Origin of the sequence: Streptomyces sp. NRRL WC-3626, from assembly GCF_000718785.1 — a bacterium.
GTDB classification, from domain to species: Bacteria; Actinomycetota; Actinomycetes; order Streptomycetales; family Streptomycetaceae; genus Streptomyces; species Streptomyces edwardsiae.
In genome coordinates this window covers 61,310-76,005 of sequence record NZ_JOCA01000028.1, presented here as the reverse complement: position 1 = coordinate 76,005, position 14,696 = coordinate 61,310, and the positions used below count along the sequence as shown (strand labels likewise).

At 69.6% G+C, this 14,696-nt stretch carries 12 protein-coding genes; 3 read left to right on the top strand and 9 right to left on the bottom strand.

All coding sequences use genetic code 11. The features are described from left to right. Positions 1-34: 34 nt before the first annotated feature. From IF28_RS0131945 to IF28_RS0131935, 3 genes are all read right to left on the bottom strand, one after another. Entirely contained in the window at positions 35-634 is a 600-nt protein-coding gene (locus IF28_RS0131945) for a hypothetical protein (protein ID WP_030227749.1), read from the bottom strand. Between the two features lie 67 nt (positions 635-701). Continuing rightward, positions 702-1,403 carry a ribonuclease HII gene (locus IF28_RS0131940; RefSeq protein WP_030227747.1) on the bottom strand — a complete coding sequence of 234 codons (702 nt, stop codon included), beginning with the start codon at positions 1,401-1,403 and terminating at the stop codon, positions 702-704. Between the two features lie 81 nt (positions 1,404-1,484). Next, a complete protein-coding gene (locus IF28_RS0131935; RefSeq protein ID WP_030227744.1) occupies positions 1,485-2,108 on the bottom strand; it encodes a TetR/AcrR family transcriptional regulator in 624 nt (207 codons plus the stop codon). Positions 2,109-2,292: 184 nt separating this feature from the next. Between IF28_RS0131935 and IF28_RS0131930 the strand changes: the two genes are divergently transcribed. Beyond that, on the top strand, positions 2,293-3,840 hold the full coding sequence (locus IF28_RS0131930; RefSeq protein WP_030227741.1) for an MFS transporter: 1,548 nt from the start codon (positions 2,293-2,295) through the stop codon (positions 3,838-3,840). Between the two features lie 286 nt (positions 3,841-4,126). Here the strand turns inward: IF28_RS0131930 and IF28_RS0131925 are convergent, their stop codons facing one another. The 3 genes from IF28_RS0131925 to IF28_RS0131915 all read right to left on the bottom strand — a co-directional run bounded on the left by IF28_RS0131925 (position 4,127) and on the right by IF28_RS0131915 (position 6,448). After that, a complete protein-coding gene (locus IF28_RS0131925; RefSeq protein ID WP_030227738.1) occupies positions 4,127-5,035 on the bottom strand; it encodes an ADP-ribosylglycohydrolase family protein in 909 nt (302 codons plus the stop codon). A gap of 30 nt (positions 5,036-5,065) precedes the next feature. After that, a complete protein-coding gene (locus IF28_RS0131920) occupies positions 5,066-5,725 on the bottom strand; it encodes a histidine phosphatase family protein (RefSeq protein ID WP_030227735.1) in 660 nt (219 codons plus the stop codon). 117 nt (positions 5,726-5,842) lie between these two features. Continuing rightward, entirely contained in the window at positions 5,843-6,448 is a 606-nt protein-coding gene (locus IF28_RS0131915) for a YdbC family protein (protein WP_078621574.1), read from the bottom strand. 157 nt (positions 6,449-6,605) lie between these two features. On the opposite strand from IF28_RS0131915, the gene IF28_RS0131910 reads away from it, so the two are divergent. Then, on the top strand, positions 6,606-7,139 hold the full coding sequence (locus IF28_RS0131910) for a TerD family protein (protein WP_030227730.1): 534 nt from the start codon (positions 6,606-6,608) through the stop codon (positions 7,137-7,139). Between the two features lie 97 nt (positions 7,140-7,236). Here the strand turns inward: IF28_RS0131910 and IF28_RS0131905 are convergent, their stop codons facing one another. Next, on the bottom strand, positions 7,237-10,131 hold the full coding sequence (locus IF28_RS0131905) for a vitamin B12-dependent ribonucleotide reductase (protein ID WP_030227726.1): 2,895 nt from the start codon (positions 10,129-10,131) through the stop codon (positions 7,237-7,239). Between the two features lie 171 nt (positions 10,132-10,302). After that, positions 10,303-10,851: a transcriptional regulator NrdR gene (nrdR, locus tag IF28_RS0131900; protein WP_030227724.1), complete on the bottom strand. Its 549-nt coding sequence runs from the start codon at positions 10,849-10,851 to the stop codon at positions 10,303-10,305. A gap of 528 nt (positions 10,852-11,379) precedes the next feature. Here nrdR and lexA point away from each other — a divergent pair. After that, positions 11,380-12,159 (top strand): transcriptional repressor LexA, encoded by a 780-nt coding sequence (gene lexA, locus IF28_RS0131895; RefSeq protein WP_030227721.1) that lies wholly within the window; start codon positions 11,380-11,382, stop codon positions 12,157-12,159. 507 nt (positions 12,160-12,666) lie between these two features. Here lexA and IF28_RS0131890 read toward each other — a convergent pair. After that, complete coding sequence (locus IF28_RS0131890; protein WP_030227717.1) at positions 12,667-14,646, bottom strand: ATP-dependent DNA helicase; 1,980 nt, start codon at positions 14,644-14,646, stop codon at positions 12,667-12,669. Between the last annotated feature and the right edge of the window lie 50 nt (positions 14,647-14,696).

The window sequence follows — 14,696 nt, the reverse complement described above, 5'->3', positions numbered from 1 at the left end:
CCGTCGGTGTCCGTCCGGACGCCGTGGTGTCGGCTCAGACGCCCGCGCCCAGCACCGAGTTGATCCGCTGCGGGTCGCCGCAGACGATCAGCAGGGCGCCGGCCCGTGCGTGCGCCACCGACAGCGCGGAGGCGGCGTCGGATTCCGGTCCTCCGTTGACGGCGACCACGACGACGGGCCGCGCGCCGGCGCGCTCGGCGACCTGGGCACTGGCGTAGAACACGTCGTCGCCGGCGTCGTGTTGGGCCCAGTAGGAGGCTTCTCCGAAGGACAGTTCGTGGGTCGCCCACGGGTGCGGGTCACCGGTGGTGATCACCAGCATGTCACCGGGGGAACGGCCCGAGTCCAGCAGCAGGTCCACGGCCTCTTCGGCGGCGTCGAGCGCCCCCTCGGCAGGGGCGGGGACCAACTGGAGCTGCGGGGTGGCCGCGTCGGCCGCGGGCGGGCCCGCGGGAACGGGCTTGGCCGCGTCGCGTGGCGTGCGCTGTGCCGGCGGCGCGGGCCGTGGCGGGCCCGGACGGCCGGGACGCGACGAAGCCGCGGGGCGGGGACCGGGTACGGGGCGGGGGGTCGGCGCGATGCGGGGACCCTGGGCACTCTCGTGAATCTGAGGCTCCTCGGGAATGAGAGGCATGAGCTGATTTTTATCAAACGTCGGTACGGCTCGCGCCGCCGGGTGGCACATGAGTGCGAGCGGGCCGTCAGAAGTCGAAGCCGAGCTGGCCCTCGATCTCCGGAACACGCCCTTCCGTCCAGCTGCGGACCTTCTTGAGATGCCGCCACTGGGGCAGCGCATCAAGATACGCCCACGACAACCGGTGGTACGGAGTGGGTCCCCGAACCTCCAGTGCGGCCCTGTGCACGGGCGACGGATACCCGGCGTTGTCCGCGAAACCGAAGTCTGCATGGTCGAGGCCGAGTTCGGCCATCATTTTGTCGCGCTGGACCTTGGCGATCACCGAGGCCGCCGCGACGGCCACACACGACTGGTCGCCCTTGATGACCGTACGGACCCTCCAGGGCGTTCCGAGATAGTCGTGCTTGCCGTCGAGGATCACCGCGTCCGGCCGGACCGGCAGTCCTTCCAGCGCCCGCCCCGCCGCCAGCCGCAGGGCTGCCGTCATCCCGAGGTCGTCGATCTCCTCGGGGGAGGCGTGCCCCAGGGCGTACGAGGTCACCCAGGTCCGCAGTGTCTCGGCGAGCACGGTGCGCCGCCTGACGGTCAGGAGCTTGGAGTCGGTGAGACCTTCCGGGGGCCGGCGCAGTCCGGTGACCGCCGCGCAGACGGTGACAGGGCCGGCCCAAGCGCCGCGCCCCACCTCGTCGACACCTGCAACGATCTTCGCCCCGGTCGTGGCGCGGAGTGAGCGCTCGACGGTGTGAGTAGGTGGTTCGTACGGCATGGCGCCCTTAGCGTACGCCGCCCGGCACGGTCGGCGACACCCGGTCCCCCGGGCGGCGCCGACGGCTCCGCCGCGCTCCGGTCAGGGGCCGTCCTGCCGGAGCAGCGGAACCATCAACTGGTCGATCATCTGCTCCAGATCGACGTCCGGCCATTCACTGCCGCACACCTTCGAGCGGTACATCATCATCGCCGGAACGGCGTCGAAGACATACCCGTTCGCCGCGTCGGCGCGCACCTCGCCCCGTTCGATTCCACGCTCGATCACCTTGCAGAGCATCCTGAGGGTCGGCTCGATCACCCCTTCGAAGATGACGGCGTGGAAGCGTTCCGCCTGCTCCGAGTCACATTCGTAAATAACCGACCGGACGGCGAATCCCGACCGCGAGAACATCGCGTCACGGGCCCTCCGGCACAGGTCCAGCAGATCGTCACGCACGCTCCCCAGATCCGGCACCTCGTCGAAGCGCGGCAGTCCGGTGCGCAGGGCGTCCTCGACCAGATCCTCCTTGGACGGCCAGCGCCGGTAGACGGCGGCCTTCCCGGTCTGGGCGCCCGCGGCGACGCCCTCCATGGTCAGGCCGTTCCAGCCGACCGTGCTGAGCTGCTCCAGGGCGGCGTCGAGGATCGCGCGCTCCAGCACGGCACCGCGGCGACGGGACCCGGCGGTCTGAGCCTGGGCGGCCACCCAGCTCGAAGAAACCATCTGACTCTCTCCAACGAGCAGAGGAAGCGGGCATTCGGGGATGAAATGCGTACCGTACGGCGACTGAGGGGGACGCGCCAATGACACCGACTTAAGTGAACGCTTGCGTTCACTGTCGGAGACTCCTACGGTTGACGCAACAGTGAACGCGAGCGTTCACTGACGCACTCGTGGGGGATCCATAGTGACAACCTCTCCTTTGATTCAAGACCGGAAGCCAGGTGCGGCCCGCCGGGACGGACGTCCCGGCCTCGCGCTCACCGTCATCGCGGCCTGCCAACTCATGGTGGTACTCGATACGACGATTGTGAACATCGCGCTGCCGCATATTCAGAACGCTCTCGAGTTCAGCACCACAGAACTCACCTGGGTGGTCAGCGCGTACACCCTGACCTTCGGCGGCCTGCTGCTCCTGGGCGGCAGGGCCGGCGACATCCTCGGCCGCCGCCGGGTCTTCATGACCGGCATCCTGCTCTTCACCCTCGCCTCGCTGCTCGGCGGGCTCGCCCAGGAACCGTGGCAACTGCTGGCCGCCCGTGTCCTGCAAGGCGTCGGCGGGGCCATCGCCTCGCCCACCTCGCTGGCGCTCATCACCACCACGTTCCCGGAAGGGCCCGAACGCAACCGCGCCTTCGGTATCTTCGCCGCGGTCTCGGCGGGCGGCGGCGCCATCGGCCTGCTCGCGGGCGGCATGCTCACCGAGTGGCTCGACTGGCGGTGGGTGCTCTTCGTCAACGTCCCGATCGGCCTGCTGATCGCCGTACTCACCCCGATGTACATCAACGAGTCCGAGCGGCACACCGGCCGTTTCGACATCGCGGGCGCGGTGACCTCGACGGCCGGTATGGCCTCGCTCGTCTACGGCTTCATCCGCGCGGCCGAGGAAGGCTGGCGGGACAGCGTGACCATCGGCTCCTTCGCGGCCGCCGTGGTCCTGCTGGTGGCCTTCGCGGTCATCGAGTCCCGGGCCAAGGAGCCGATCACGCCGCTGCGCATGTTCACCGACCGCAACCGGGCGGGCACGTATGTGATCATGCTCAGCCTGGCCGCGGCGATGTTCGGCATGTTCTTCTACATCGTCCTCTTCGTGCAGAACGTGCTCGGATACAGCCCCATCGAGGCCGGTCTCGCCTTCCTGCCGGTCACGGTCGTGATCGCGCTCGGGGCGGGCCTTTCGCAGCGGTTCCTTCCCGTGTTCGGCCCCAAGCCGTTCATGCTCGTGGGTTCGGCGCTCGCCGCGATCGGACTGGCCTGGCAGACGCTGATCAGCTCCGACAGCTCCTACGTCGGCGGCATCCTCGGCCCCATGCTGATCTTCGGCTTCGGTATGGGTCTGAACTTCGTGACACTGACGCTCACCGCGGTCTCCGGCGTGGCCCAGAACGAGGCCGGCGCCGCGTCCGGGCTGCTCAACGCGACCCAGCAGGTGGGTGGGTCGGTCGGACTCGCCCTTCTGACGACGGTGTTCGGCACGGCCAGCAAGGACGAGGCGGAGAAGCTGGTCCCGAGCTTCCTCGCCGAAGGAACGCCGGAGCAGAAGGCGGAGTTCGCCCAGACGCACCAGCTGCCCGCGCCCTGGGGTCACGAGGTCCTCGCGGAGGGCATCTCCACGGCCTTCATCCCGGCCGCAGCGATGGCCGTACTCGCCCTGGCCACCGCCTGGTTCGTCATCCGGGTCCGCAAGAGCGACCTGGAGGCCCTGTCCGGCTCGGCCGGACCGGGCATGGGCTGAGCGGCGAACAGTACGGAACCGGCCCGGCAGCCCGCCGGCCGACGTCTTCGGACTCGGCCGGCGGACGCCGGGCCGGACCGCGTCGATCAGGACGGACAGCACCCCGAGCAGCACCCCCACGATCACCGCCACAACCCCCTTCCGGACTCGCTCCGCCACGACAGACCCGCCTACACGTGTCAGGCGTCATGTCCCGCGTCCCGTGCCTCACACAGTGGATGTACGGACAACGGACGGCCGGTCACGGAGAGTTCCCGGGATGCACGGAGAGTTGTGGAATCGCTTCTCAGGCCGTGGCCCGCATCCACTCCGGCAGGGGCTCGACCCGGTCGGCCCACTCGGCGGGCGGTGCTCCCGCCTTCTCGGCGGCCACCACTCCGCCCACAATGGCACAGGTCGTGTCGACGTCTCCGCCCACCTGCGCTGTCGTCCAGAACGCCCGCTCGTAGTCGCCGAGCGCCCGGGCCGCCGACCAGAGCGCGAAGGGCACGGTGTCGTGTGCCGTCGTACGCCGTCCGCAGCCGAGGACGGCCGCGACGGTGCCCGCGTCCGCGTAGTCGAGCATGTCCCGGGCCCGGCGCAGTCCCGCGCCGACCGCGCTCCTCGCGGGCACCAGCGCGACGACTCCGTCGAGCAGGGCCTCAGCGCGGGGCGGCCCACCGGGCGCGGCGACCAGCGCGGCCGCCGCGGCAACGGCCATGGCGCCGACCACGGCCTCACGGTGCTGATGCGTGGGATAGGCGGAGATCTCGGCCTGATGGGTGGCCTGCTCCGGATCGTCCGCGTACCAGGCGCCCAACGGTGCGATCCGCATCGCGGCGCCGTTGCCCCACGACCCCTGCCCGTTGAAGAGCGCGGCGGCGAGTTCCCGCCAGTCCCCGCCTTCCCGGACCAGCCTCAGCAGCCGGTTGACCGCGGGCCCGTAGCCCCGGTCGAAGTCGTGATGCGTGGCGAAGGACAGCGCGAGGGCGTCCTGATCGATCCGGTGGTGCGTGGCGAGGACGGAGACGACGGAGCACGCCATCTCGGTGTCGTCCGTCCACTGCCAGGGCCCCTGCGGCAGTCCGCGCCGCTTGAGCAGGGGATAGTTCACCGGTACGAAGAACTGGGACCCGAGCGCGTCCCCCACGGACACACCGCGCAGGCTGGCCAGGGCGCGCTCCAGGCGCCCGGCGGGTGAGGAATCAGCGGTCATCGCCCTGCCACTCTATCCGGTGCCCCTCCGTCATCCGGTGATCCCGTACGGCTCCGGATCCCGCCAGCGTTCGAAAGGCCGGTCGAGGGTGTACTTGTCGTTCTCCCCCAGAACGAGCATCCGCATCTCGGCGTTCCCCGGGTTGGAGAGCGACTCGAACTCCGCCACCGTCCAGTGGAACCAGCGCATGCAGAACAGCCGCATGGCCAGTCCATGGGTGACGATGAGGACGTTCGGGGGGTGGTCCGGCTCCTCGAAGCTGCGGAACAGGCTCTCCAGGAAGCCGCCGACACGGTCATAGACGTCGGCCCCGGACTCGCCCTGGGCGAACCGGTAGAAGAAGTGCCCGTAGGCATCGCGGTAGGCCTTCTGCAGGCGTACGTCCTCCCGTTCCTGCCAGTTGCCCCAGTCCTGCTCGCGCAGCCGGGGCTCCTCGCGTACGCGTATCCGACCCGGGTCGAGCCGGAAGGCGCCCAGTGTCTGGTGTGTGCGGCGATACGGGGAGACGTAGACGCTGACGCGCTCATGGCCGAAGAGTTCCCGCAACCGCTCTCCCGTCTGCTCGGCCTGCTTCCTGCCCCGCTCGGTCAATGCCAGGGCGTGATCGGGTTCGCGCTCATAGACGGAGTCATCAACATTGCCCGTTGATTCGCCGTGTCGGACAAGGACGATGCGCCGTGGTCGTGCCATGCCGAAACCCTAGATCGAGTGACGGCCGGACGAGCACTCGTGTGGACCCCTTACGGCATAGGTCACACACGTTCCCCACCTCCGGTCACGCGGAGTGCGCCATTCCGCGTCCCGACGTCAGACCGTCCAGGCCGATTCCATCTCGACGATGTCCCCCGCGAGGGCGGCGACGTCGGCCTCCGTCTGCGCCCTCAGGGCGAGGCGCTCCACTCGCTCGGTGCGGTACTTGCCGTGTTCGGCGGCCGCCCGCCACATCGACAGCACCAGGAACTCGTGACCGGGTGCCTCACCGAACAGTCCCCGGATCATGCCGGGTGACCCGGCCATGGCCGGGTTCCAGACCTTCTCCTGCATCAGCACGAAGTGCTCCGAGCGCTCCTCGTGCACGCGGCACAGCGCCACCCTGAGCAGGTCGGCGTCGGTGAACCTCGGTTCGAAACCGGTCTTCACATCGAAACGGTGGTCGAAGAGCCTGACCTGTGCGTCCTTGAACGTGCCCGACTGGGTCGCGGCGAGCCGGTCGTGGGAGCGCGCCATGAACGAGTCGTAGAAGGCACGGCTCTCCCAGAAGGAGAAGATGTGCGCCACGTCCGGCCGCCCCCGGCTCCAGCCTCCGCCCTGCCCGCGAAACCCCGGCTCCCCCAGAAGCCCCGCCCACTTCCGCTGCCCCCGCTCGAACCCGCGGCGGTCCACCACGGTGCAGCGAATCCACTTGACCAGCACCGCGCCATCGTAAGGGCAGAAGGCGTGGCGCCGGTCACCCGCGCGGTGACTGCTTACCGGCGTTAGCCGCCACGCGCGTGGCAGGATGGACAACCTGCCGGAAAGGCCCGGCAGTTGCGGTGTGCGGGCAGGACGGTCACGGGGAAGGGGAAGACTGGTGGACGGCCTCAACAAGGGCATTCGCAAGGTCGAGATCGCGCTGAGGTGGGACCCGAGTCCGGCGGGGCAGCCCTCCACCGACCTGGATCTCGTCGCCGCTCCCTACCTCGCGGACGCCCCTCACGGCGATCCCGCGTACGTCGTGCACTTCGACAGCCGCTCCCCGGACGGCACCATCACGCTCAACCGGGACAGCAAGGACGGCAAGGGCTTCGGCTACGACGAGGTCATGACGCTGGAGCTGGACCGGCTCGCCCAGCGGTACGCGCGCGTGGTGGTCGGCGTCGTCATACAGCAGCACCAGGGACTGCGGACGTTCTCCGGCGTGGGCAACGCCGGGCTGCGCATCCGCGAGGGCTACACGGTGCTCGCGGAGGACGACTTCGGCGGTGTCCTCGGGGCCACCGCGGCAACGGTGGCGGAGTTCGTCCGGGACGGGGCGGGCCCCTGGGAGTTCCGCGCCGGTGTGCAGGGCTTCGAGGGCGACCCGGCGGCGTTCAGCCGCGAGATGGGGGCCTCACGCCGCTCCTGACCCGGGGGGACGGCCGAGGGCGGTGGCGCCGGGACTCCGGCACCACCGCCCTCGGCCGTCCCTCACCCCCGGGCGCCGCCCGGGGGTGTCGGCCGCGTCAGCTGCAGCCGCTGGTCGAGCCGCAGCCCTCGCAGATGTAGCAGGAACCGGCGCGCTGCATCTTCGTCCCGCAGGAGAAGCACAGCGGGGCGTCGGCCTGGATGCCCAGCTGCATCTCCACCAGTTCGGCACTGGTGTGGACCTGCTGCGGGGCCGGCTTGACCGCCTCGGCCTCGGCCTTCGGCGCGGCCACCGCCTTCAGCTCCTGGGCGCGCGGCGCCGACTGGGCCAGGCCCTCGACGTCGAGCTCGTCGTCGGACGGCTCGTACGAACCCGTCTCCAGGTGCCGCTGACGCTCCTCGGCGGAGTGGATGCCGAGCGCGGAGCGCGTCTCGAAGGGCAGGAAGTCCAGCGCCAGGCGGCGGAAGATGTAGTCGACGATCGACTGCGCCATCCGCACGTCCGGGTCGTCCGTCATACCGGCCGGCTCGAAGCGCATGTTGGTGAACTTCGAGACGTACGTCTCCAGCGGCACGCCGTACTGGAGGCCCACCGACACGGCGATGGAGAACGCATCCATCATGCCCGCGAGGGTCGAACCCTGCTTCGACATCTTCAGGAAGACCTCGCCGAGACCGTCGTCCGGGTAGGAATTGGCGGTCATGTAGCCCTCGGCGCCGCCGACCGTGAAGGAGGTGGTGATGCCGGGACGGCCCTTCGGGAGGCGCTTGCGGACCGGGCGGTACTCGACCACCTTCTCGACCGCGGCCCGGATTGTCTCCTCGGCCTTCTCGGTGACCTCGGCCTTCTCCTTCTCCTTGGTCTTCGCGGAGAGCGGCTGGCCGACCTTGCAGTTGTCGCGGTAGATGGCGAGGGCCTTGACGCCCAGCTTCCAGGCCTCGAAGTAGATCTCCTCGACCTCCTCGACGGTCGCCGTCTCCGGCATGTTGACCGTCTTGGAGATGGCGCCGGAGATCCAGGGCTGGATCGCGGCCATCATGCGGACGTGGCCCATCGGGGAGATGGCACGCTCGCCCATGGCGCAGTCGAACACCTCGTAGTGCTCCTGCTTGAGACCGGGGGCGTCGATCACGTTGCCGTTGTCGGCGATGTGGGCGACGATCGCCTCGATCTGCTCCTCCTGGTAGCCCAGGCGGCGCAGGGCCTGCGGGACGGTGCCGTTGACGATCTGCATCGAGCCGCCGCCGACCAGCTTCTTGAACTTCACCAGCGCCAGGTCGGGCTCGACACCGGTGGTGTCGCAGGACATCGCCAGGCCGATGGTGCCGGTCGGGGCGAGCACGGACGCCTGCGCGTTGCGGAAGCCGTTCTTCTCGCCGACGCGGACCACGTCCTGCCAGGCCTCGGTGGCGGCGGCCCACACGGGGGAGTCCAGGTCGTCCATGCGCACGGCGGTGGCGTTGGCGTCGGCATGCTGCTTCATGACGCGCTTGTGGGCGTCGGCGTTGCGGGCATAGCCGTCGTACGGGCCGACGATCGCGGCGAGTTCGGCGGAGCGGCGGTACGCCGTACCCGTCATCAGGGAGGTGATGGCGCCGGCGAGGGCGCGGCCGCCCTCGGAGTCGTACGCGTGGCCGGTCGCCATCAGCAGGGCGCCCAGGTTGGCGTAGCCGATGCCGAGCTGGCGGAAGGCGCGGGTGTTCTCACCGATCTTCTGAGTCGGGAAGTCGGCGAAGCAGATCGAGATGTCCATCGCGGTGATGACCAGCTCGACGACCTTCTGGAAGCGGTCGGCTTCGAAGGACTGGTTGCCCTGACTGTCGTCCTTGAGGAACTTCATCAGGTTCAGCGAGGCAAGGTTGCAGGACGTGTTGTCCAGGTGCATGTACTCGCTGCACGGGTTCGACGCGGTGATCCGGCCGGACTCCGGGCAGGTGTGCCAGTTGTTGATCACACCGTCGTACTGGATGCCCGGGTCGGCGCAGGCCCAGGCCGCCTCGGCGAGCTTGCGGAAGAGCGCCTTGGCGTCGACCTCCTCGATGACCTCGCCGGTCATCCGGGCGCGCAGACCGAACTTGCCGCCCTGCTCCACCGCCTGCATGAACTCGTCGTTGACACGGACCGAGTTGTTGGCGTTCTGGTACTGGACGGAGGCGATGTCGTCGCCGCCCAGGTCCATGTCGAAGCCCGCGTCGCGCAGGACGCGGATCTTCTCCTCTTCCTTCACCTTGGTCTCGATGAAGTCCTCGATGTCCGGGTGGTCCACGTCGAGGACGACCATCTTGGCCGCGCGACGGGTGGCGCCGCCGGACTTGATGGTGCCGGCGGAGGCGTCGGCTCCGCGCATGAAGGAGACCGGGCCGGAGGCGTTGCCGCCGGAGGACAGCAGTTCCTTGGAGGAACGGATCCGGGAGAGGTTCAGGCCGGCGCCGGAGCCGCCCTTGAAGATCATGCCCTCTTCCTTGTACCAGTCGAGGATCGACTCCATGGAGTCGTCGACGGACAGGATGAAGCAGGCGGAGACCTGCTGCGGCTGGGGCGTGCCCACGTTGAACCACACGGGGCTGTTGAAGCTGAAGATCTGGTGCAGGAGGGCGTACGCCAGCTCGTGCTCGAAGATCTCGGCGTCGTCGGGCGAGGCGAAGTACCTGTGGTCCTCGCCGGCCTTCCGATACGTCTTCACGATGCGGTCGATGAGCTGCCTGAGGCTCACCTCGCGCTGCGGGGTGCCCACGGCGCCCCGGAAGTACTTGCTGGTGACGATGTTGACCGCGTTCACCGACCAGAAGTCGGGGAACTCGACGCCGCGCTGCTCGAAGTTGACCGAGCCGTCGCGCCAGTTGGTCATCACGACGTCACGGCGCTCCCAGGCCACCTCGTCGTACGGGTGGACTCCGGGAGTGGTGTGGATGCGCTCCACACGCAGTCCCTTGCCGGCCTTGTTGCTCTTGGCTCGGGAACTCCGTGCCGGACCGCTCGCCGTCTCTGTCATGCCGCCTCCCTGTACGGGCAAAAACGCCCTGAAGTGCCCCGATTGTTCCCGTGGCACGATGTTCTGTCTGGTGCTGCGGGCACCACTGATCCGCCCGCAACAGGTCTTCTCATCGCCGCTCGTCGCCGCCTGGCCGGTCCCCGCGCGTGACGCGCCGGGGCCGGTCCGCCGTCAGCCGGTGGCGGGAGCGGGCAGGGGGACCTGGGCGGTCCCGCTGTCGTCTTCCTGGCCCCCCGGGACGACTTCCTCGCCCTCGTCGTCGGCCACGGCGGGCCGCTCCGCCCGCCGGAGTTCCCCGATCGCGGCCTCGAAGTCCTCGAGCGAGTCGAACGCCCGGTAGACGGACGCGAACCGCAGATAGGCGACGAGGTCGAGCTCCTGCAGCGGGCCGAGAATGGCCAGCCCCACGTCGTGGGTGGTCAGCTCGGCGCTCCCGGTGGCCCGCACCGCCTCCTCGACGCGCTGCCCGAGCTGGGCGAGGGCGTCCTCGGTGACGGGGCGGCCCTGGCACGCCTTGCGCACACCGTTGATCACCTTGGTGCGACTGAAGGGCTCGGTGACTCCGGACCGCTTGACCACCATGAGCGAACACGTCTCCACGGTCGTGAAACGACGGGAGCAGTCCGGACACTGGCGGCGCCTGCGGATCGACGTGCCGTCGTCGGTCGTACGGCTGTCGACGACACGGCTGTCGGAGTGCCTGCAGAAGGGGCAGTGCATGAATTCCCAACCCTCCTCACAGCAGACTCATTGGCCTCGCGCGGCCTCTTGGGCCTCACGAAGCAGCACCAGCATAGGCGATCGCGGAGGGCTCCGAGACCCGGGGGACCACAACTTCTGGGCTGCTGTAGCGATCCAACCACTAGATGTGGGGATTGGCTCATACATCCACACCTTGCACGCGTGTCGCGCGCGACGGGGTGGGCACGACGCACCGGAGCGCCGCGCGATGCGAAGGCGCCGTGCCGGAGGCGGGGAGGGGGCGTGCGACTCCCGAAGAGAGAGGGGCCCGCTTCACGCGGCAGGGGGCACCCGATGGCAGACTGAGGCCCAGTACCGCGAGGCCCCGCCTCGGCGGTGAAGAGTACAACAATGGCCCGTTTGTCCGGCAGGAAGCGTGGCGGCCAATACACCTCGATAAAAGATCGCGTCCAACAATTCGCGATTTTTCACTCGAACGTGTGTTTGGCGCAACCTTTCGAAAGCAACTACCGTTGTGCTGCAGGGAGACCATCGAGAGGGGCCGACGTGACCACCACCGCAGACAGTGCCGCCATCACTGCCCAGGACCGCCCCCAGGGCCGGATCGAGCCGGTGCATGCGATGAACGAAGCCACGAATCCCGAGGGGCACAAGCGCTCCCTCCCGGGCCGACCTCCCGGCATCCGGGCCGACAGCTCGGGGCTCACCGACCGCCAACGCCGCGTGATCGAGGTCATCAGGGACTCCGTGCAGCGGCGCGGCTACCCGCCGTCGATGCGTGAGATCGGCCAGGCGGTCGGTCTTTCCAGCACCTCGTCCGTGGCCCATCAGCTGATGGCCCTGGAGCGCAAGGGCTTCCTGCGCCGCGACCCGCACCGCCCGCGCGCGTACGAGGTGCGTGGCTCCGACCAGGCGGCGTCCGTGCAGCCCACGGACACCGCGGGCAAGCCGGCGGCGTCGTACGTGCCACTGGTCGGCCGTATCGCCGCTGGTGGGCCCATCCTCGCCGAGGAGTCCGTCGAGGACGTCTTCCCCCTGCCCCGGCAGCTCGTCGGTGACGGTGAGCTGTTCGTCCTGAAGGTCGTGGGTGACTCCATGATCGAAGCCGCCATCTGTGACGGCGACTGGGTCACGGTCCGCCGCCAGCCGGTCGCCGAGAACGGTGACATCGTGGCGGCCATGCTCGACGGCGAGGCGACCGTCAAGCGCTTCAAGCGCGAGGACGGCCATGTCTGGCTGCTCCCGCACAACGCGGCCTACGAGCCGATCCCGGGCGACGACGCGACCATTCTGGGCAAGGTGGTGGCCGTTCTGCGCCGCGTCTGAGCACGGCGCGGGGCAGCCTCGACGCCCGCCCCGCCCCTCGACCGGGCCCCGGGACCCCTGCGCCGGTTCCGGGGTCCTGTGCTGTCCGGAACCGCGGGCCGGTTCCGCCGGCGCGGGGATGCCCGTACCGACGGGGTCGGCGTGCGTACCGTGCCGGCACGGTACGCCGGGGCTGTCGGTCGCCTGGACGCGGGCAGCACAGACGTCTTTGCGCCCTCACGTCCAGGCGACCGGACACCACGCGCTTCCGGACTCCAGCGCCCCATGCGCGGCATCCGGGCCTCGGGGCTACGGGACCACTCAGCCGGCGATCGCGGCGTGCCCCCTGGCATCCACGCCACCGCCCCACGGGCATCCGGACCGGGCGGACGACCGACACCGCACCGCCGTCCGGCTTCCGATCCCCGGTCACGGGCCACCCGGCGACAGACATCGGTACCGGTGACGTGTTTCTCCACGGACGCCCGCCCTACGGCAGAGGGGCGCACCGCGTCAGTCGTGCTCCGCTCACTCCGCCGGCTGCTGGGCCTTCGCCGCCGCGTCGATCGCCGTCAGGGACTTCCTGACCTGGTTGCGGTCCGTGGTGTACCAGAAGTCGGGCAGCGATGCCTTCAGATAGCTGCCGTAACGGGCCGTGGCCAGCCGCTGGTCCAGTACGGCCACCACGCCCCGGTCGCCCGACGCGCGAACGAGGCGGCCGGCGCCCTGTGCCATGAGCAGCGCCGCGTGAGTGGCGGCGACCGCCATGAAGCCGTTGCCGCCGGCCTCCTCCACGGCCTTCTGGCGGGCACTCATCAAGGGGTCGTCCGGGCGCGGGAAGGGGATCTTGTCCATGACCACCAGCTGGCAGCTCGGGCCGGGTACGTCCACGCCCTGCCAGAGCGACAGCGTGCCGAAGAGGCACGTCTTCGGGTCGGCCGCGAAGTTCTTGATCAGTTCGCCGAGCGTCTCCTCACCCTGGAGGAGGATGGGGAACTCCGGAATCCGGGAGCGCAGCTCCTCGGCTGCGAGTTGCGCCGCCCGCATCGAGGAGAACAGCCCCAGCGTGCGGCCGCCCGCCGCCTGGATCAGTTCCGTGAGCTCGTCCAGCATGTCACCGCGATCGCCGTCACGGGCCGGGCGCGCCAGATGCTTCGCGACGTAGAGGATGCCCTGCCGGGGGTAGTCGAACGGCGAACCGACGTCGACACCCTTCCACTGCGGAAGGTCGTCCCCTTCGGTGCCCTCGGGGCCGAGCCCCAGGGACGCACCCACCCCGTTGAAGTCGCCGCCCAGCTTCAGCGTCGCGGAGGTCAGGACGACGGAGCGGTCCGTGAAGAGCTTCTCCCGCAGCAGTCCCGAGACGGACATGGGGGCGACGCGCAGGGACGCGCCGAAGCGGTCATGCCGCTCGTACCAGACCACGTCCCATTCCGAACCGTGGGTGATCCGCTCGGCCACGTCGTGGACGCTCTCCACCGAGGCCAGTGCCTGCTTACGGACCGCGTCCTCGTCCTGGACGGACTTGTCCCGGGTGCTCCCGATCGCGGAGATCACGGTGCGGCAGGCATCGCGCAGCGCCATCAGCGCGTATCCGAGATCCTCCGGGATCTCCTCCAGCCGGCCGGGGAGAGCCAGCTCCATCAGCCGCTCGAACCCTTCGGCTGCGGTCTGGAGCTGGTCGGCCGCCTTCTCGTTGACCAGCTTCGCCGCGCGCCGCACGGCCCGGTTGACCTGCCCGGGGGTGAGCTCTCCCGTGGCGACTCCAGTGACCCTGGACACCAGCTCATGGGCCTCGTCGACGATCAGCACCTCGTGCTGCGGCAGAACCGGCGCGCCCTCGATGGCGTCGATCGCGAGCAGGGCGTGATTGGTGACGATCACCTCGGCCAGCTTGGCGCGCTCGCGGGCCGCCTCGGCGAAGCACTCGGCGCCGTAGGCGCACTTCGTGGCGCCCAGGCACTCCCGGGACGACACCGACACCTGGGACCAGGCCCGGTCGGACACGCCCGGCGTGAGGTCGTCGCGGTCTCCGGTCTCCGTCTCGTCGGACCAGTCACGCAGACGCAGGAGGTCCTGGCCCAGTTTGCTGGTGGGCGCGGCCGCCTCGAACTGGTCGAAGAGGCCTTCCTCCTCGTCCTGGGGCACGCCCTCGTGGAGCCGGTGCAGACACAGGTAGTTGGAACGGCCCTTGAGCATCGCGAACTCCGGGCGGCGGCGCAGCAGGGGATGCAGGGCATCCACCGTGCGCGGCAGGTCTCGCTCCACCAGCTGGCGCTGCAGGGCCAGCGTGGCCGTCGCCACGACGACCCGCTCCCCCTGCGCGAGAGCGGGCACCAGATATCCGAGTGACTTTCCGGTTCCGGTGCCGGCCTGGACCAGCAGATGGGCGCTGTCGTCGATCGCCTCGGCGACGGCTTCGGCCATGGTCACCTGGCCGGGACGCTCCGTACCGCCGACGGCGGTGACGGCAGCGTGCAGGAGTTCGGGGAGTGAGGGCTTCGTCATAGCGCGACCACCCTACGACCCGGCACTGACATTCGTGCGATCACGGCGAA